17 protein-coding genes, 1 tRNA gene and 1 pseudogene are annotated in these 16,329 nt (G+C 42.3%); 4 read left to right on the top strand and 15 right to left on the bottom strand.

What is annotated here, in order from left to right; genetic code table 11:
- Positions 1 to 5: 5 nt before the first annotated feature.
- Positions 6 to 1,235 (bottom strand): site-specific integrase, encoded by a 1,230-nt coding sequence (locus INE92_RS02510; protein ID WP_008648492.1) that lies wholly within the window; start codon positions 1,233 to 1,235, stop codon positions 6 to 8.
- 273 nt (positions 1,236 to 1,508) lie between these two features.
- Positions 1,509 to 1,593: transfer RNA gene (locus INE92_RS02505), tRNA-Ser, on the bottom strand.
- Between the two features lie 241 nt (positions 1,594 to 1,834).
- On the opposite strand from INE92_RS02505, the gene pflB reads away from it, so the two are divergent.
- On the top strand, positions 1,835 to 4,063 hold the full coding sequence (gene pflB / locus INE92_RS02500; protein WP_004308785.1) for a formate C-acetyltransferase: 2,229 nt from the start codon (positions 1,835 to 1,837) through the stop codon (positions 4,061 to 4,063).
- A gap of 15 nt (positions 4,064 to 4,078) precedes the next feature.
- Entirely contained in the window at positions 4,079 to 4,807 is a 729-nt protein-coding gene (pflA, locus tag INE92_RS02495) for a pyruvate formate-lyase-activating protein (protein ID WP_004308786.1), read from the top strand.
- A 27-nt stretch (positions 4,808 to 4,834) separates the two neighbouring features.
- On the opposite strand, the gene INE92_RS02490 is transcribed toward pflA, so the two are convergent.
- From INE92_RS02490 to INE92_RS02480, 3 genes are read right to left on the bottom strand one after another with little or no spacing between them, the layout of a single operon-like run.
- Positions 4,835 to 5,278 (bottom strand): N-acetylmuramoyl-L-alanine amidase, encoded by a 444-nt coding sequence (locus INE92_RS02490; RefSeq protein ID WP_015532735.1) that lies wholly within the window; start codon positions 5,276 to 5,278, stop codon positions 4,835 to 4,837.
- Positions 5,265 to 5,456, bottom strand: a complete 192-nt coding sequence (locus tag INE92_RS02485; protein WP_004302306.1) for a hypothetical protein — start codon at positions 5,454 to 5,456, stop codon at positions 5,265 to 5,267. The genes INE92_RS02490 and INE92_RS02485 overlap by 14 nt, the downstream gene beginning before the upstream one ends.
- Positions 5,453 to 5,956 carry an HU family DNA-binding protein gene (locus INE92_RS02480; RefSeq protein ID WP_004305836.1) on the bottom strand — a complete coding sequence of 168 codons (504 nt, stop codon included), beginning with the start codon at positions 5,954 to 5,956 and terminating at the stop codon, positions 5,453 to 5,455. The genes INE92_RS02485 and INE92_RS02480 overlap by 4 nt, the downstream gene beginning before the upstream one ends.
- A 193-nt stretch (positions 5,957 to 6,149) precedes the next feature.
- Between INE92_RS02480 and INE92_RS02475 the strand changes: the two genes are divergently transcribed.
- Together INE92_RS02475 and INE92_RS02470 are read left to right on the top strand one after the other, a co-directional pair.
- Positions 6,150 to 6,380, top strand: coding sequence for a DUF4248 domain-containing protein (locus INE92_RS02475; RefSeq protein ID WP_004305834.1), 231 nt, complete (start codon positions 6,150 to 6,152; stop codon positions 6,378 to 6,380).
- An 87-nt stretch (positions 6,381 to 6,467) separates the two neighbouring features.
- On the top strand, positions 6,468 to 8,585 hold the full coding sequence (locus tag INE92_RS02470) for a virulence-associated E family protein (protein WP_015532734.1): 2,118 nt from the start codon (positions 6,468 to 6,470) through the stop codon (positions 8,583 to 8,585).
- Positions 8,586 to 8,827: 242 nt separating this feature from the next.
- On the opposite strand, the gene INE92_RS02465 is transcribed toward INE92_RS02470, so the two are convergent.
- The 10 genes and pseudogenes from INE92_RS02465 to INE92_RS02425 form a co-directional block, all read right to left on the bottom strand.
- Positions 8,828 to 9,193, bottom strand: a complete 366-nt coding sequence (locus INE92_RS02465) for a helix-turn-helix domain-containing protein (RefSeq protein WP_015532733.1) — start codon at positions 9,191 to 9,193, stop codon at positions 8,828 to 8,830.
- A gap of 4 nt (positions 9,194 to 9,197) precedes the next feature.
- Positions 9,198 to 9,491 carry a type II toxin-antitoxin system HigB family toxin gene (locus INE92_RS02460; RefSeq protein WP_004316673.1) on the bottom strand — a complete coding sequence of 98 codons (294 nt, stop codon included), beginning with the start codon at positions 9,489 to 9,491 and terminating at the stop codon, positions 9,198 to 9,200.
- Positions 9,492 to 9,588: 97 nt separating this feature from the next.
- On the bottom strand, positions 9,589 to 9,891 hold the full coding sequence (locus tag INE92_RS02455) for a helix-turn-helix domain-containing protein (protein ID WP_004302297.1): 303 nt from the start codon (positions 9,889 to 9,891) through the stop codon (positions 9,589 to 9,591).
- Positions 9,857 to 10,210: pseudogene (locus tag INE92_RS02450) on the bottom strand (type II toxin-antitoxin system RelE/ParE family toxin). Before INE92_RS02450 ends, INE92_RS02455 begins: the two are co-directional and overlap by 35 nt.
- 56 nt (positions 10,211 to 10,266) lie before the next feature.
- Positions 10,267 to 10,512, bottom strand: a complete 246-nt coding sequence (locus tag INE92_RS02445) for a hypothetical protein (RefSeq protein WP_004315521.1) — start codon at positions 10,510 to 10,512, stop codon at positions 10,267 to 10,269.
- Positions 10,513 to 10,520: 8 nt separating this feature from the next.
- The gene (locus INE92_RS27075) at positions 10,521 to 10,655 is read right to left on the bottom strand and encodes a hypothetical protein (RefSeq protein WP_004302294.1); all 135 of its coding nucleotides are present in this window, start codon (positions 10,653 to 10,655) and stop codon (positions 10,521 to 10,523) included.
- 126 nt (positions 10,656 to 10,781) lie between these two features.
- The gene (locus INE92_RS02440; protein ID WP_004315522.1) at positions 10,782 to 12,137 is read right to left on the bottom strand and encodes an MFS transporter; all 1,356 of its coding nucleotides are present in this window, start codon (positions 12,135 to 12,137) and stop codon (positions 10,782 to 10,784) included.
- Positions 12,138 to 12,150: 13 nt separating this feature from the next.
- The gene (locus tag INE92_RS02435; RefSeq protein ID WP_015532732.1) at positions 12,151 to 13,044 is read right to left on the bottom strand and encodes a glycerophosphodiester phosphodiesterase family protein; all 894 of its coding nucleotides are present in this window, start codon (positions 13,042 to 13,044) and stop codon (positions 12,151 to 12,153) included.
- Between the two features lie 15 nt (positions 13,045 to 13,059).
- Complete coding sequence (locus tag INE92_RS02430) at positions 13,060 to 14,862, bottom strand: glycerophosphodiester phosphodiesterase family protein (protein WP_004315633.1); 1,803 nt, start codon at positions 14,860 to 14,862, stop codon at positions 13,060 to 13,062.
- 78 nt (positions 14,863 to 14,940) lie between these two features.
- Positions 14,941 to 16,323 carry a RagB/SusD family nutrient uptake outer membrane protein gene (locus INE92_RS02425; protein ID WP_009040045.1) on the bottom strand — a complete coding sequence of 461 codons (1,383 nt, stop codon included), beginning with the start codon at positions 16,321 to 16,323 and terminating at the stop codon, positions 14,941 to 14,943.
- Positions 16,324 to 16,329: the final 6 nt, after the last annotated feature.

The following is a 16,329-nucleotide window of genomic DNA, read 5'->3' as shown; positions in this document are numbered from 1 at the left end:
CAAGATTACATGGCGACTTCCTTGTAAATCTTCTCGATGCCGACAAACTTCTTGTCAAGCCCCTGCATATCGCTGCCTATCTTGCTGTTGGTGATGCGGGCGTAAATTTGCGTAGTTTCTATGTTTGTGTGTCCCAGCATCTTGGACACCGTTTCAATGGGTACGCCCTTTGACAGCGTGGTGGTCGTGGCGAACGTGTGCCGGGCAAGGTGGAACGTCAGGTTCTTTTTAATACCGCATATATCGGCAATCTCTTTCAAGTAGGCGTTTAGCTTCTGATTGCTGATTACGGGAAGTATCTTCCCGTCCGGCAACTTGCCCTTGTACTTCTTCAAAATCATCTTGGGAATATCCAGCAGGGGAACATTCACGTCCGTATTCGTCTTTTGCCGCTTGGTGATTATCCAAAGGTTGCCGTCAAAGGACTTTTGGATATTCTCCTGCCGCAAGTTGGCGACATCGCTGTATGCCAAACCGCAGAAACAGGAAAAGACGAACAAGTCCCTGACGTGTTCCAGCCGTTCGGAAACCATTTTCTTTTTAAGGATGATTTTTATCTCGTCCTCTGTCAGATAACCCCTGTCCACTTTCTCCAGCCGGATTTTATAGCTGGCGAACGGGTCGCCCACCAGTATGCCGTTGTTGCGGGCAATGATGATGATACGCTTGAAGAACTGCATGAACTTGGCGGTGGTGTTGTAGCCGCACTTGCAGGCGGTACGCAAATACAACTCAAAATCGGTAATGAACATCGGGCTTATCTCCTTTATGGATATGTCCGATACGTTGTACTTGCTTTGGATAAATTCAGCGAGGTGGCGGCGGGTCACTTCATACTTGCGGTAGGTCGCTATCGTCTTGGATATGCCCACAAGCTGCTTCACATCGTCATTGTGCTTTTGGAACAATGAAAGGATTGTTTCGTGGCTCTCGCTATGACCTAAAAACTCGTTTTTCACTTTCTCGGCGGTCACGTAGTTGTCACGCCGCTGCATTTCGTGATAAATGGTATTCAGGGAAGAACGTATGTCGTCCAAAAGGGCGTTTATCCTCCCGGCATCCCTGCCTTTGGCTTTGCCCGCAGCAATGCTCCAGTTGTCGGGCTGGATGCTCTGTTTCGTACTGAACTGGCAAAGTTTGCCGTCTATGGTGATGCGTGCCATAATCATAACCTCGCCGTTTTTCTTTTCAGAACCTTTCTTCAAATAAAAAAGAACCTTGAATGTCGATTTCATAACTCACTTTTTTTAGTTGCAAAATTAGTTTTTACCTCTCGTTTTCGAGTTATGCAGACTATGGACTAATATAGTCATTATCAGGTCATTTATGGACAATTCGTTACCGTTTTTGTCCGGCAGGGAATAGGTAACGATTTAGTAACGAAACTTTGTCTTTTACCGTACTTTTGAAGTCTTGGAAGCAGGACTTTCGGGCAATAAAAAAAGCCACAAATCATTGATTTGTAGCTTTTTGTCCGTTTGCTGACCATTTCTGTCCAGCACGTTCAGCGGAGAGACAGGGATTCGAACCCCGGGTACCTCGCAGTACAACGGTTTTCAAGACCGCCGCAATCGACCACTCTGCCACCTCTCCAAAACTTCTTTATCAGAAGTGCTTTTCGTTAAAAGCGGTGCAAAGGTACGAATATATTTTAAACTTACAAGAGTTTTCACAAAAAAAAATCACGAACATCATTTCCAAAGAATAGCAATATCTAGGTATTTTATGTTGAAAAGCATAAAATAGAGCATATTTATGCTGATTATATGAAAAAACGTTGTAACTTTGTGCGCTCTAAAGAAAAGGATAACTACAACCTCTAATTTTATCATTTATGGAATTAAATAAGATCTTTAAAGACGGTCTTTGGAGCACAGAAATCAACGTAAGAGATTTCGTTAGTCACAACATCACTCCGTATTATGGAGATGCTTCTTTCCTCGAAGGACCTACCGAACGCACAAAAGCTGTATGGAACCGCTGCCTCGAAGCACTGGCAGAAGAAAGAGCCAATAACGGCGTACGCTCACTGGATAATGTCACCGTCTCAACCATCACTTCTCATAAAGCCGGATATATCGACAAAGAAAATGAACTGATCGTCGGTCTGCAGACAGACGAACTTCTGAAACGTGCCATCAAGCCTTTCGGAGGTATCAACGTAGTGAGCAAAGCCTGCCACGAAAACGGCGTGGAAGTGGACGACCGTGTAAAAGATATATTCACTCACTACCGCAAGACGCACAACGACGGAGTATTTGACGTATATACCGAAGAAATCCGTTCGTTCCGTTCTCTGGGATTCCTCACCGGACTTCCTGACAACTATGCCCGTGGACGTATCATCGGCGACTACCGCCGTATGGCTCTCTATGGTATCGACCGACTGATTGAGGCAAAAAAAGAAGACTTGCGTAACCTTACCGGTCCGATGACCGAAGCCCGCATCCGCCTGCGCGAAGAAGTGGCAGAGCAAATCAAGGCATTGAAAGACATGAAAGTAATGGGCGAATACTACGGACTCGACTTGAGCCGTCCTGCCTACACCGCACAAGAAGCAGTACAATGGGTATACATGGCTTACCTTGCTGCCGTAAAAGAACAAGACGGTGCTGCTATGTCACTAGGTAACGTCTCTTCGTTCCTCGACATTTATATGGAATATGAATTGAGCAAAGGAACCATCACAGAATCTTTCGCACAGGAGCTGATCGACCAGTTTGTCATCAAACTGCGTATGGTGCGTCACCTGCGTATGCAATCTTACAACGACATCTTCGCCGGCGACCCGACATGGGTAACCGAATCCCTGGGTGGACGCCTCAACGACGGACGTACCAAGGTGACAAAGACTTCTTTCCGCTTTCTGCAAACACTCTACAACCTCGGCCCTTCACCGGAACCGAACCTGACTGTATTGTGGAGCCCGGAACTGCCGGAAGGATTCAAAGAATTCTGCGCAAAAGTATCTATCGACACTTCTTCCATCCAATATGAAAACGACGACCTGATGCGTGAAGTGCGCCAGTCTGACGATTACGGAATCGCATGCTGCGTATCTTATCAGGAAATCGGAAAACAAATCCAATTCTTCGGCGCACGTTGCAACCTGGCAAAAGCCCTGTTGCTTGCCATCAACGGCGGACGTTGCGAAAACACCGGTACGGTAATGGTGAAAAATATCCCCGTACTAACCAGCGACACACTGAACTTCGAAGAAGTAATGAGCAACTACAAGAAGGTATTGACAGAAATCGCCCGTGTTTACAACGAAGCGATGAACATCATCCATTATATGCATGATAAGTATTACTACGAAAAAGCCCAAATGGCTCTTGTAGATACCAACCCACGCATCAACCTTGCTTATGGTGTAGCCGGACTTTCTATCGCCCTCGATTCACTGTCGGCCATCAAATATGCCAAAGTGACCGCACGCCGCAACGACATCGGTCTGACAGAAGGTTTCGATATTCAAGGCGAATTCCCTTGCTTCGGTAATGACAACGACAAGGTAGACCACCTGGGTGTTGACCTGGTCTATTTCTTCAGCGAAGAATTGAAGAAACTTCCGGTTTACAAAAATGCCCGTCCTACTTTATCTTTGCTCACCATCACTTCCAACGTGATGTATGGCAAGAAGACAGGTGCTACTCCCGACGGACGCGCCAAAGGTGTCGCTTTTGCTCCGGGAGCCAACCCTATGCACGGACGTGACAAGAACGGTGCCATCGCCTCTTTGAGTTCCGTAGCGAAATTACGTTACCGCGACTCACAGGACGGTATCAGCAACACTTTCTCCATCGTCCCCAAATCACTGGGAGCTACTGAAGAGGATCGCGTAGAAAATCTGGTGACAATGATGGATGGCTATTTCACCAAAGGCGCTCACCACCTGAACGTGAACGTACTGAACCGTGAAATGCTTTACGATGCCATGGAACATCCGGAAAAATATCCGCAACTCACCATCCGTGTTTCCGGTTATGCCGTAAACTTCGTGAAGTTGAGCCGCGAACATCAATTGGAAGTTATCAGCCGTAGCTTCCACGAACGTATGTAATCAGATCTACTCAATATGACGATAAACGTACATTCATACGAAAGTATGGGAACATTCGACGGGCCGGGCTTACGGCTCGTCGTTTTTCTTCAAGGATGCAATTTCCGCTGCCTGTATTGTGCCAACCCCGACACGATAGCCGGAAAAGGAGGCACACCTACCCCACCGGAAGAAATCGTCCGCATGGCTATGAGCCAACGTCCTTTTTTCGGGAAACGCGGAGGAGTCACTTTCTCCGGAGGAGAACCTACGTTTCAGGCCAAAGCACTAGTCCCTTTAGTGCGTGAACTGAAAGAAAAGGGAATACATGTATGCATAGACAGCAACGGCGGTATCTGGAACGAAGAAGTAGAAGAACTTTTCAAACTGACGGATCTTGTATTGCTGGATATTAAAGAGTTCAATCCGGCACGCCATCAAGCACTGACCGGAAGAAGTAACGAGCAAACCATCCGCACGGCAGCATGGCTGGAAGAAAACGAGAAACCTTTCTGGCTGCGTTATGTATTAGTGCCCGGATACAGCGATTTCGAAGAGGATATCCGCCGCTTGGGAGAGGCTCTGGGAAAATATAAGATGGTGCAACGAGTGGAAATCCTGCCTTATCATACATTAGGCGTACATAAGTATGAAGCGATGGAGCAGGAATACAAGCTGAAAGACGTAAAAGAAAATACCCCCGAACAACTTGAAAAAGCCGCGGAGGTATTTAAAGAGTATTTCACTACTGTGGTGGTCAATTAACCACCACAGTAATAAATAGGATAAAAATCACCATGTCTCTGCTTTCACCTCGAAACAGGGACACTCTTTGATCCGCTCCCAAGGGTCAACAATTCCATTATAATTGGTGTCAGGACTCAAGTCCCGATGACCGACCACCTTTGCATCCGGATAACGCTGCAACAGTTCGCGCACCAGGCGATGCAAAGATTCTTTCTGGCAGGAAGTACGTGTATCCGCTGCCTTTCCGTCCTCATCCAGTCCGCCTTCATAGCACACCCCTAAACTAATCGCATTAAAACCGCGTGCATGAGCACCCACCGTATCTTCATCCCTCATCGGTTCTATCTGTCCCGACTTGCGGATATAATAATGATACCCCCAACAAGAAAAGCCCCGAAAGCGATGGGCAGTGTCCACATCCTTCGCCGTGAAGTCGCGATCAGCACGGGTAGCAGAGCAGTGAATCACAATCAGACTAATCTTTCTCATCGTCCTTCTCCCTTTCCGTTGTTTTCACATTACACACTTCCTTATGGGTAGCATTGAAGCGCACCTCTCTCACAATTCTGTTCCGCTTTCTTTTTCCGAAGAAAGGCACAAGGAACATGATTACATCCAAAATCTTAGTTACAATTTCTTTCATTTGATCTAATATTAAAGTTATCATGCTGCCGGATCCGGAGCTTCTCCGCTTCCACCACCGTCTGAACCACCACCGGAACCTTTGTCATCGTCTTCTCCTTCATTGCCGCTACCGCCCGTTTGGGCCACCGCACGCGTCGTTACCTGCTGGTAGCTAAGAATCTTCGTGATGTCCGCCAACGTCTTTCCGGGACGGAAAATAATATGGGCAGCCGTAATCAGCGAACTTGAAAACTCCTTGACCGACACAGCTCCTTCACTGTTCAACCCGATCTGCAAACTGCCCAAATCACCCAGCCGGACTATTCTTCCCGCTTTCAACGCACGCTTCGCCTCATAAAGAATACCCGAAATGGCGGCACGCACATCTGTCTCCGTACAGGTAGACCGGCTGGTGATTCCCTCGCACAACTCTTCAAAATCCAACTCTCCCGAAGCCTGTGCCTGCGCGTAATACTTTGCCGACTCATCCTTTTTGGCAGGATTCTTGCGCGGCACTACTGAATAAGTTACTGTCATTGCCATAATAAAATAATTTTAAGATTTCACACATTTCGAACGCGTTCCTTATTTGTTAACGACATAAAGATAACACATTTTCCATCCTCCGGATTCCCCAACGAAGTTTCCTGATACTCTATGAATAATAATGACGTTATTCTTTTAATAAGCCATTAATTTTCAGTAACTTTATAGCATAAACCAAATACCATTCATCATGTATTATCCGGATCAGCCGTTTCATATCCGCACTTATAAAAAGTCGGAACTAGCTCATCTTTACAACCCCAACGTATGCCTTAAAGTAGCCTTACAAATACTACGTCGTTGGATTGTCTACAACCTTCCGCTCCTGCAAGAACTCGAACAAGAAGGCTATCGTGCCCGCAACCGCCTTCTCTCTCCCCGGCAAGTGGCAACGATCATACGCTATTTGGGAGAACCCTAGGAACTTAATCAAAAAAACGAAAAGTTCCATTCTATTATTTTACAAACAAATTTCTTTGCAACCGCAAATTAAAAAGAACAAACCAACATGGATCATTTTACCATCTTTCAAGACTTTTACCGCGTCATAGCCGAAATGACAGAAGAAGAAATCGTATCGGCCATCAGCAACGGCACATACCGGGAAACGGTGGAGGACGTGCGCCGAATCTTCGCGGAACAAGGCGAGAAAGCAGCCAACGAAAAGAAAATAGAACTACCGGAAATCACCTTTTCAGCCAACTACCGGGGAGGACGTTCAAACGCAACTCTCGTCAAGTATCTGGGATACATCGTAGTAGACATCGACCATCAGACACAGGAAGCATTGGCACGCATCCTCGCACTGGCAAAAAAGTGTGCCCACACCCGCATCGCTTTCATCAGCCCCAAAGGAATGGGACTGAAAATCGTGGTACGTGTATGCCGGACAGACGGGACATTGCCCGAAACAATTCAGGAAATTGAAGATTTCCATCATGCTGCTTATCACAAAATCGCTTCCTTTTATGCCCAGCTCTGCGGAGTTGAGGTCGACACTTCCGGGCAGGATGTTAGCCGCACTTGCCTGTTCTCTTACGATCCGGATATTTATTTCAATCCCGATGCCACAGCTGTCATCGTGGAACAGCCACCGATGTTCTTCAAGTCTCAAAAGAAGAAAAGGGCATCCGGCAAAAAGAAAAAGACGACAGCACCAGACAACAATCCCCTCACCGAACAAGTGGCACTCAACTACCATTCCTCGCACGCTTCCTTAATGGTGACTCTGAACTATTATCACAATAAATCCGAAAAGTACGTCACCGGCAACCGGAACAACTACCTGCATTGCCTGGCTTGTATGTACAATCGCTACGGCGTCCCCCAGGAAGAGGCGGCAGCTTTTATCAAGAGCCAGTTCACCGATCTTCCCGCGGATGAAATGGACGCACTGATCGGGAGTGCTTACGGACACAACGAGGAATTCGACACCCGCAAGCTGAATAGTACGCAGAAGCGAATGTTACAGATTGAGCAACATATCAAAGAAAATTACGATACACGCTACAACGAAGTGCTTCATATCATGGAATATCGCAGAAGGAAAACGGACACGGAGCAACCGGAACCTTTCCATATTCTCGACGAAATGATGGAAAACAGCATTTGGATGGAGATGAACGAACTGGGCTATTCGTGCACCGTCAAGACGATTCAGAATCTGATCTACTCCGACTTCAGCATCACCTACCATCCTATTCGCGAGTATTTAGACTCGCTGCCTGAATGGGACGGAACGGATTATATCGGTATCCTTGCCAACAGCGTGCATACTAGTCACCAGAAATTTTGGGTAGAATGTCTGGAACGTTATCTGGTGGGAATGTGCGCTGCCGCCACACAAGACGATGTGGTGAACCACACTGTTTTGTTGCTTTGCAGCGAAATACAGAACATCGGAAAGACTACGTTTATCAACAACCTGCTGCCGCCCGAATTGCGCGCCTATCTTTCTACCGGTCTTATCAACCCGAGCAACAAGGATGATCTAGCCAAAATAGCGCAGGCAATGCTTATCAATCTGGATGAATTTGAAGGGATGAGCGGACGGGAACTGAATATCTTCAAGGATTTGGTTACCCGCAAAGTAATCAGCATCCGCCTGCCATACGCGCGGCGTTCGCAAAACTTTCCTCATACGGCTTCTTTTGCCGGCACATGCAATTACCAGGAAGTGCTTCACGACACCACAGGTAACCGCCGTTTTCTCTGCTTTCATGTCGACTCGATGGAGTTTATCAAAATAAACTACGCGCAGTTGTATGCACAAATCAAGTATCTGCTCAACAAGCCGGGGTATCAGTATTGGTTCACCCAGTCGGAAAACTCACGGATTGAAGAGAACAACGAGGATTTCATTTTCCACTCACCGGAAGAAGAACTGGTGTTGACACATATCCGCAAACCGGAACGTTTCGAAAAGGTGCATTATCTGACGGTCACTGAAATTGCGGAATTGATTCGCGAACGGACGGGGTATCAATATTCTCACGGAACCAAAGCCCAACTAGGAAAAGTGATGTCCAAACACGGCTTCGAATTTCATAAGGGAAAAAACGGGAGAAGATACACTGTATTCATTATTGATACGGAACAAGTGAAATCAAACAGGCTATATGAATAAGATTTCATCTCCTTCGCACGCAAAAAGGTGAGGGTTGGTGAGGGTACTTTTGCAACTTTTCATTTTTATATTTCTTATTTCTATTCTTCTATTTTCTTCTAAAAAAAAATACGAATGTTAGAAATTTACCCTCACCTACCCTCACCTTTTCCTTTTTCTTCCTCAAAAAAACGGTGGGAAATTTGAAAAAGACAGTTATCTTTTTCAAATTTCCCACCATGTTTTTTTAATCTGAATCGAAGTTATACTCCTAGCACAATACTAGCATCAATATTCAGTTTTTTACTTATTTCACGAGCCACTTTCAATGTCGGCTCACATTTTCCGGAAATGTAGTCACTAAGACGCGAAGGACTAACTCCTATCAGTTGTGATAGTGATTTCTGATTGAGCCCCATTTCGTACATACGAAGCTTCAGAACATCCACAAGCGAAGGTTCTCCCAAAGAAAAGTGTTCCTCTGAATAATCGGCAACAAAATTAGAAAGAAGTTCCAACTCGATGCTGTTAGGGTCATTCAAAGGAGTATCATCCTTCACTAACGGAAGAAGATCCTCCACTCTCTTTACAGCCCATTCATACTGGGTTTGGTTTTCTATCTTTGTCATATTTTCAAATATTAGCACAATCTATTTTATCATATTCTTTATGAGTACCAATAAAGCGAATATATACAAACTTTACAGTGAACTTCACCACTACTACCAAGCGATAATTATTCCCTTTAACATTGAAAACATAATGCTGGTTACCTACACTATCGGCACTATTAAAGGTCTTCTTTATATCAGCGAAACAAGCCCATTCACTTTTCTTTACTATAGTAACCCATTCTTGCAAAGCAACTTTTGAATCGGGATGCTCCTCTGCATATTCTTTTAACGCTTGTTCTGTAAATATTCTCATTAGTTACTCACTTATCATGCAACAAAAATAAGAATATAATTCCAATTTTCAAAATTATATTCCGATATTTGTAATTATGGATAAAAAGATTCGCTTCTTATAAAGACATCGAAAATTCGATCCTACAACCTAACGCATTCATGATGCGATAGAAAGTAGAAACCTTAGGTTCTGTCTGACCACTTTCCACTCTTGAAATATAAGAACGGTCGGAACCGATACGCCGGGCTAACTCTGCTTGAGTAATCTTAGCCTTTTTCCTTGCGTCTTCGATAATTTGCCCGGTGTAGAAAGCATACGCTTTTTCTTCTGCTTCCGCACGTTCGGGAGTACCTTCTGCTCCAAATTTCGCATCAAGAACAGCGTCATAATCTACTATTTGATGATTGTTTATCTGCATAATATTCCTCCTTTATTTTTAATGCTTTATCTATTTCACTACCCGGTGTTTTTTGCGCCTTCTTTTGAAAGCCATTAAACAACACTACAATATTTCCATCATCAAAAATGAAAAATACCCGTTATATATTACCATTATATTCTGTACGAAGTTCAAAAACTCCGTCCTGAACAAATTTTACAAATTTAGTGGAGAGTCTTTCTTGTGTTTTCAACAAGAGTAGTCCATACTGGATTTTATCTTGTTCCTTTTCGGTTAAAGTCTCCATGAAAGCCTCAAAGTAACCTCCGTATGTACGGATCTTACGTTTCTTTTCCATACTGCAAATATACGAATTGTTGTTCAACTATACAACAATCGTCTTTTTATTTTATATTATTTTTCCTCAAATTCTCCAGCACGCTTTTTCTTCTCATAAGACACCAGCGTCTCTACACTAAGCGTTTTCCCATTCTTAGGGCTTATCACATCTACAACGCTTGCTAACGCACGAAAAGTCTGTTCGCAATTTGCTACTCCGTCATACGTCAACCTACCCAGATTGATGGCATCGAGCACAACAGAGACATATTGCTTCGGATTTCCCCGATACTCGATGATGACAGGCGTGAGATGCGACATCTCTCGAGTCAGTTGACTGACGATTCTTTTTTTTGGTCGAGCAGATCCATTAATTTTTCACTATGCACATTGATTTGTGCGGTTACTTCACGAAGTTCGTCTTTCAATGAACACAATAATTCATCATTCAATGAATTTTCCATAAAACTTTCTATTTAATTGATTATAAAAAAGCCATTCCAGAAAGATAAGCAATCATTACTTACTTCCCGGAATGGTGTCTAATACCTCGAAAACAAAGACTTATATTCTAACCTAATGTACTCACTTTAATCCATTTCTTTTGATTTTGCATTCCATACCAGCAAAGCAAACAACACCGAAAGCAAAGCAGCACCAATCCAAAACCAATTGATATAGGTGAAGTCATAAACATCTACTCCATTCTGAACAGTCTTTTGCCCTTCTATCAGTATACCGCTCATCACGTCCTGCAATCCGGCACCGATATAACTGGCAATACCAACTACTCCCAATGCAGCACCCGACGCATTACGGGGAGCAATATCCACTGCCATCAAACCACCCAGAAAACAGATCAAAACTCCGATACCTAAACCGAAAAGAACCATTGCCAACACGTCTATCCCAAAATGAGCTCCCGGAACTAAGAGAAACAAACAAAGAGCAAACACATTCATCAACCCGAAAATTAACGCAGGAACATTGCGACGTCCACCAAATAACTTATCGGAAATAACACCTGAAAACATAGTACCGATTATGCCACAGACCGGACAAATAGAAATGATAAAACTGGCATCCAAGGTGGAGTAACCCTTTTGAGCTTCCAAATAAAAAACGCCCCAACTATTGATAGCATAACGACTGATATACATAAAAGCACTCGAAAGAGCCAGTATCCAAATGGCAGGCATCAGCAATACCTGACGCTGTGCTTTATTAAAATCAGCCGTTTCTGTCTCACTCATTTCCTTTTTCTGTTTGGGAACATTCACCGAAGGAAATCCCATGCTTTCGGGAGTATCATGGAAGAACTTCCAGACGATCAACGCTCCTATCAATCCCACTATACCGGCTCCGAAGAAACCATACCGCCAGCCCAACACACTGACAATTGAGGCTATTATCAGAAAAGTCAACGCTTCGCCGATATTATGGCTCGCAGACCAAAAGCCATAGTATGAACCGCGCTCTTTGTCCGTGAACCAACGGGAAAGCCCTACTACACAAGAGGCTGCTCCCATAGATTGAAACCAGCCGCTAATCCCCCAAAGGATAGCGAACAGGATAAAAGAATTAGTAAAACCGAGACAGAGGTTAACCAAAGCGGTTACCAATAAACCGGTAGTCATAAAACGGTTGATATTACTACGGTCGGCAAGGAAACCGTTCGTGAATTTCCCGATGGCATAGGTGAAAAACAATACGGAACCTATGATGCCTAACTCTGTTTCCGAAAAAATGCCTTCATCTACAATAGGTTTCTTTACGACATTCAGACTAAGACGGCACACATAATACATACCGTAACCAAAAGTCGCAGAAAGGAAGGTAGACCATTTCAGAAACTTCAAACGGCGGGCATCGGATGAAGACAAAGTTTCTCCGTTACAAGGTCTCGGTGAAGAGACCTTGTAAAAATTGATTAGTTGTTTCAACATGAAGGAAGTGCGTTTAATCGTGAAGTTTCTTGTTACGCAAATACTCCAATAATAAAGCAGGACGATCTGTTTGAATTAGCTTGGCTCCCTGGGCAATTATCCACCCCCAACTTTCATCCGGCTGATGAAGTTCTACTGCACGGTCGTCATCATGGCCGCCACAGAGTTTAGGCCACAAAGAATTAACAAAAAGCCTTGCGCCACTATCACGCACTTTCTGAATCAATCGAAGAGTCTCTTTTTCATCATTATCAAAGACTAATTCATAAGCTATCGGTTTCAAATGTTTCTGATAACTATCTATTATTTTTTCAGCATCTTCCTTATTTAAATTTATCACTGGCATAAAAATCACTTTATCCAATACTTCCCCGTTCTCCACTTTTACTTGTTCATAGGGAAGTCCAGCTTTGATAACACATTGGTCAACTGTTCCCGTTTTTTCCAGAATACAATAAGCCTCTTTAAAATAATCATACCCCTTATCAATATTGACTAATATTTTGCCCTTACATAATAACATGACTTCTTCTAAAGTAGGAATAAGATGAGTAGTCTTGTGAGCTGCTCCATTTTTTAGACGAAAACGCCGCAATTCTTCCAAAGTGTAATTTTCCGGTTTCCCTTTTCCTGTTGTTGTGCGATCAATTGTTTGATCATGCATCACAATGAGATGTCCGTCTTTCGTTTTCTTCAAGTCAACTTCGACCATATCAACTCCCATATCAATACAATTTTGTATTGCTTGCAAAGAATTTTCCGGTGCATTTCTCCAATCACCACGATGAGAAACCACCATCACCGAATGATTATTTTTATCTAACAAATTCGCACGTAACTTTCTATTCTGAGCATTTATCCCCGAAATAGCAATGAGCAACAAACTAAAAATGAATAACTTTCTCATATTGTTTCAGTATTTTTATCTATTGATTCTGATTTTTAAATAAGCTCTATCGTCAAAGGAGCAGTTTCCCTTCTTAATACCTTTAGTACTTTTATATTGGCGCATACAAAGAGGATCATTCTCCAAGATATTCATCAAATAACATTCTGATTCCCTCAAAGTCGGAAACAAACAAGGATAGCCGTCAGACGACAAGACTATTTGTGTATGATTTCCTATGGAGAAAATACGTACCTGATGCATATTAATGGGAAAACCATCAAAAACCGGAAAAGAATATGGTTGATTTTTATCAGGATTGTTTTGAAGTATAGCTTGCTGCTGGAGAAAACGATAAATAAAATTACGCCCTGGATCATTGCTCAATAAATCATCCGGTGTAGCACCATTTAACAAAGCTATTTCATTTACTACCGCACGCGCATTAGCCATTATAGCGTCAATTTCCTTTTCATTTGAAGAGTAAGTATTACCAAAAAGACACTGACAGTCCCCGATTTGCCATATTTCATTCTTTTCATAACTATAAATCACTCCATTGGCAGTAAAACGGCTACCGGGTGTTTTCTCCAACTCTTCCAACAAACGATGCTGAACATAAAAAGAATGTATTTTCTCTGTTATCCTTTTCAGAGCTTCATTGGCATCAATATCTTTAGGGAAATCGTGTATCGCCTCAATGACCAGTTCCATCGCTATACGCCCCGTTTTTTTTCCATCAATCTCCAATTCCGATTTTGCCGTAGCTCCATCAATGACTGCTGCAAAATAGGGAGTTACAATTATCCCATCTTCATTTGTAGCAGGAGTATGCTTACCTTTCAAGAATACTTCTTCTACATCAAAATTAGGACTTGTTTGCATTGTCCATTCATTCTCTACGGAAAGGTAATCCCAATTTTCAATACATTCCCATTTCTTTTTCAATTCTTTCTTTTTCAAATAATTTATTAAATATGCAGGTCTGTCTGTTTGCAATATAGAAGCCCCGAGCGAATCTATCAAATAGCCATAACCTTCATCCGGATCAACTAAAGAGCAATCATCATCGTGACCGCCTGCATGGGTATTCCACAAAGTATTATACCAAATTCGTGCTCGCCCTTTCATCGCATTTTTTACATCATAGGGTAATCTGTTCAAATCAGATGCAAATTTGAACTCTACCGCCACAGGATTTATTATTTGTAAATAGTCATCCAAACGCTGCATTGCATTTTTATCGTCCAAATTAATCTTTGGCATAAAGACGACCTTTTTTAGATATTTCCCATAGTTCTTTTTCACATAATCTGCCGGAGCATCGCTTTTCATTATTACCATATCGGTCGTTCCTGTCTTCTCCAATAGGGTATAAACCTGATCAAAATAATCAAAAGCTTTGTCCAAATTAAGCATCACTCTACCTTTAGCAAACAGTAATGCCTCTTCTAAGGTCGGTACTTTATAAATAGTTTTTATATGACAACCATTTCGCAATTGAAGTGCTTTAATTTCTGCCAGCGTATGATCTGCAACCAGTCCTTTGCCGGTCGTTGTCCGGTCCAACTTAGAATCATGCATTAATATCAAGTGTCCATCTTTCGTTCTTGCCAAATCAACTTCTACAATGTCTACCCCCATTTTTACTGCATTATCTATTGCCTCTATAGAATTCTCGCAAGCATTTCGCCAATCACCTCTATGAGAAGCTACTAATACATTCTTGTTTTCAGGAGCAAACAGTTTATTGCGAATACTGTCTAATCTGGTCTGAGCAAATGAACTAATGCTCAGAATACAAAAGCTCACAAAAACAACTAATTTTCTATTTATCATGTTTCAGCCATTTCAATTATATCGGAATATATAAATAACTATCTTATCTATATATTCCAATATAACATAGTGAGTTTTCTAATATTGAGGATTTTGTGGAAGTATATTAGGATTATTCACCTTCTCAACTTCTGCACTAGGAATCGGGAAAATCAATCTATAATCCGGAATATCTATATCATAAGCGGCCTTTATGACCTCTTTTGCCGTTCCTGTTCTAATTAAATCGAACCAACGATTTCCTTCTAATGGAAATTCCAAATATCTTTCGTTCAAAACAGCTTTTTTAAAGTCTGATTGTGAAGGTACTTCCAAGGATGTCAGATTTGGTAGCCCTGCTCTATCACGTACTTTATTCAGATAATAAAAACCGCTGTTCTTTGAGTTAATATCCGTATCAAAAGATTCTTCGTTCAATACCTCCGCATACATCAAAAGAATATCTGCATATCGCAAAACGATAAAATCATTTCCAACATCTTTAGTAGATACATCCTGAATATCATAATATTTCATCGGTAAATAAACAGAACCACTCTTTTTGTACTCCAAAAATCCTGCACGCGCATCATCACTATTATAGGCTCCTTTCAGGACGTCACTAAAATGGCCCAATGTTACATCCGATAGACTTAACCACATTCCATGACCACCGTCAATCAATGTTTTACTATATTTAATGGCAAACAAGATCTCTTTATTCATCTCATTATTCACATCAAAAACATCCTTTATATCAGTAAGCAAATCATATTTCTCTGTGATTATGATATTATTTAAATGAGTCTTTGCATCATTATATTTCTTATTTGTCAGATAAGTTTTTGCAAGAAGAGCTTCAGCCGCATTAGATGTCACCCGCCCTAAATCTGATTTATCATAAGTATCGGGTAACTGTAAAGCAAATATCAGATCGGATTCAATCTGCTCATAAACTTTGCCTACGCTCTCCCGAGGCATCTTCAAGGCCTCTCCATCGGAAAGTTCATGTACAACCAATGGCACTCCACCAAAGAGACGCACCAAATTAAAATAATGAAATGCACGAATGAAACGGGCTTCCGCCTCAAATTGTAATTTCTTGTCGGCATTAATTGTTGCATTCTGAATGTGATCTATCATCACATTACAACAACTTATTGCACTGTACGATTTCTCCCAAATATCAGCAATCAAACTATTTGTCTTGTTATCTTGAAAATGGTTGATTTCATATTTATCTTGAGAACCGGACGTAAAACTTGGCATAAACATATTATCCGAACGATACTCCAATACATCAAGAACGATTGTCGGATAATTCCGAAGCGACTGGTAACACGCCATTACCGCACTATTAAAATCATTTTCAGTTACATAAAATTCTTTAGCATTAGGCTGAGATTCCGGCGACAAATCTAAGAAGCCCTCACAAGAACTCAAACAGAAAAATGCACATACTATCAATAATTTATTCTTCATAATTTC

The organism is Bacteroides xylanisolvens, assembly GCF_018289135.1.
GTDB classification, from domain to species: domain Bacteria; phylum Bacteroidota; class Bacteroidia; order Bacteroidales; family Bacteroidaceae; genus Bacteroides; species Bacteroides xylanisolvens.
Note: the sequence above shows the minus strand (reverse complement) of the source record. Positions and strands in the feature narration are given on the sequence as shown.

Excerpts from the sequence above, each read along its gene's own strand:
- INE92_RS02510 (WP_008648492.1), bottom strand. The coding sequence starts at position 1,235 with ATGAAATCGACATTCAAGGTTCTTTTTTATTTGAAGAAAGGTTCTGAA.
- pflB (WP_004308785.1), top strand. The coding sequence starts at position 1,835 with ATGGAATTAAATAAGATCTTTAAAGACGGTCTTTGGAGCACAGAAATC.
- pflA (WP_004308786.1), top strand. The coding sequence starts at position 4,079 with ATGACGATAAACGTACATTCATACGAAAGTATGGGAACATTCGACGGG.
- INE92_RS02490 (WP_015532735.1), bottom strand. The coding sequence starts at position 5,278 with ATGAGAAAGATTAGTCTGATTGTGATTCACTGCTCTGCTACCCGTGCT.
- INE92_RS02485 (WP_004302306.1), bottom strand. The coding sequence starts at position 5,456 with ATGATAACTTTAATATTAGATCAAATGAAAGAAATTGTAACTAAGATT.
- INE92_RS02480 (WP_004305836.1), bottom strand. The coding sequence starts at position 5,956 with ATGGCAATGACAGTAACTTATTCAGTAGTGCCGCGCAAGAATCCTGCC.
- INE92_RS02475 (WP_004305834.1), top strand. The coding sequence starts at position 6,150 with ATGTATTATCCGGATCAGCCGTTTCATATCCGCACTTATAAAAAGTCG.
- INE92_RS02470 (WP_015532734.1), top strand. The coding sequence starts at position 6,468 with ATGGATCATTTTACCATCTTTCAAGACTTTTACCGCGTCATAGCCGAA.
- INE92_RS02465 (WP_015532733.1), bottom strand. The coding sequence starts at position 9,193 with ATGACAAAGATAGAAAACCAAACCCAGTATGAATGGGCTGTAAAGAGA.
- INE92_RS02460 (WP_004316673.1), bottom strand. The coding sequence starts at position 9,491 with ATGAGAATATTTACAGAACAAGCGTTAAAAGAATATGCAGAGGAGCAT.
- INE92_RS02455 (WP_004302297.1), bottom strand. The coding sequence starts at position 9,891 with ATGCAGATAAACAATCATCAAATAGTAGATTATGACGCTGTTCTTGAT.
- INE92_RS02445 (WP_004315521.1), bottom strand. The coding sequence starts at position 10,512 with ATGTCGCATCTCACGCCTGTCATCATCGAGTATCGGGGAAATCCGAAG.
- INE92_RS27075 (WP_004302294.1), bottom strand. The coding sequence starts at position 10,655 with ATGGAAAATTCATTGAATGATGAATTATTGTGTTCATTGAAAGACGAA.
- INE92_RS02440 (WP_004315522.1), bottom strand. The coding sequence starts at position 12,137 with ATGTTGAAACAACTAATCAATTTTTACAAGGTCTCTTCACCGAGACCT.
- INE92_RS02435 (WP_015532732.1), bottom strand. The coding sequence starts at position 13,044 with ATGAGAAAGTTATTCATTTTTAGTTTGTTGCTCATTGCTATTTCGGGG.
- INE92_RS02430 (WP_004315633.1), bottom strand. The coding sequence starts at position 14,862 with ATGATAAATAGAAAATTAGTTGTTTTTGTGAGCTTTTGTATTCTGAGC.
- INE92_RS02425 (WP_009040045.1), bottom strand. The coding sequence starts at position 16,323 with ATGAAGAATAAATTATTGATAGTATGTGCATTTTTCTGTTTGAGTTCT.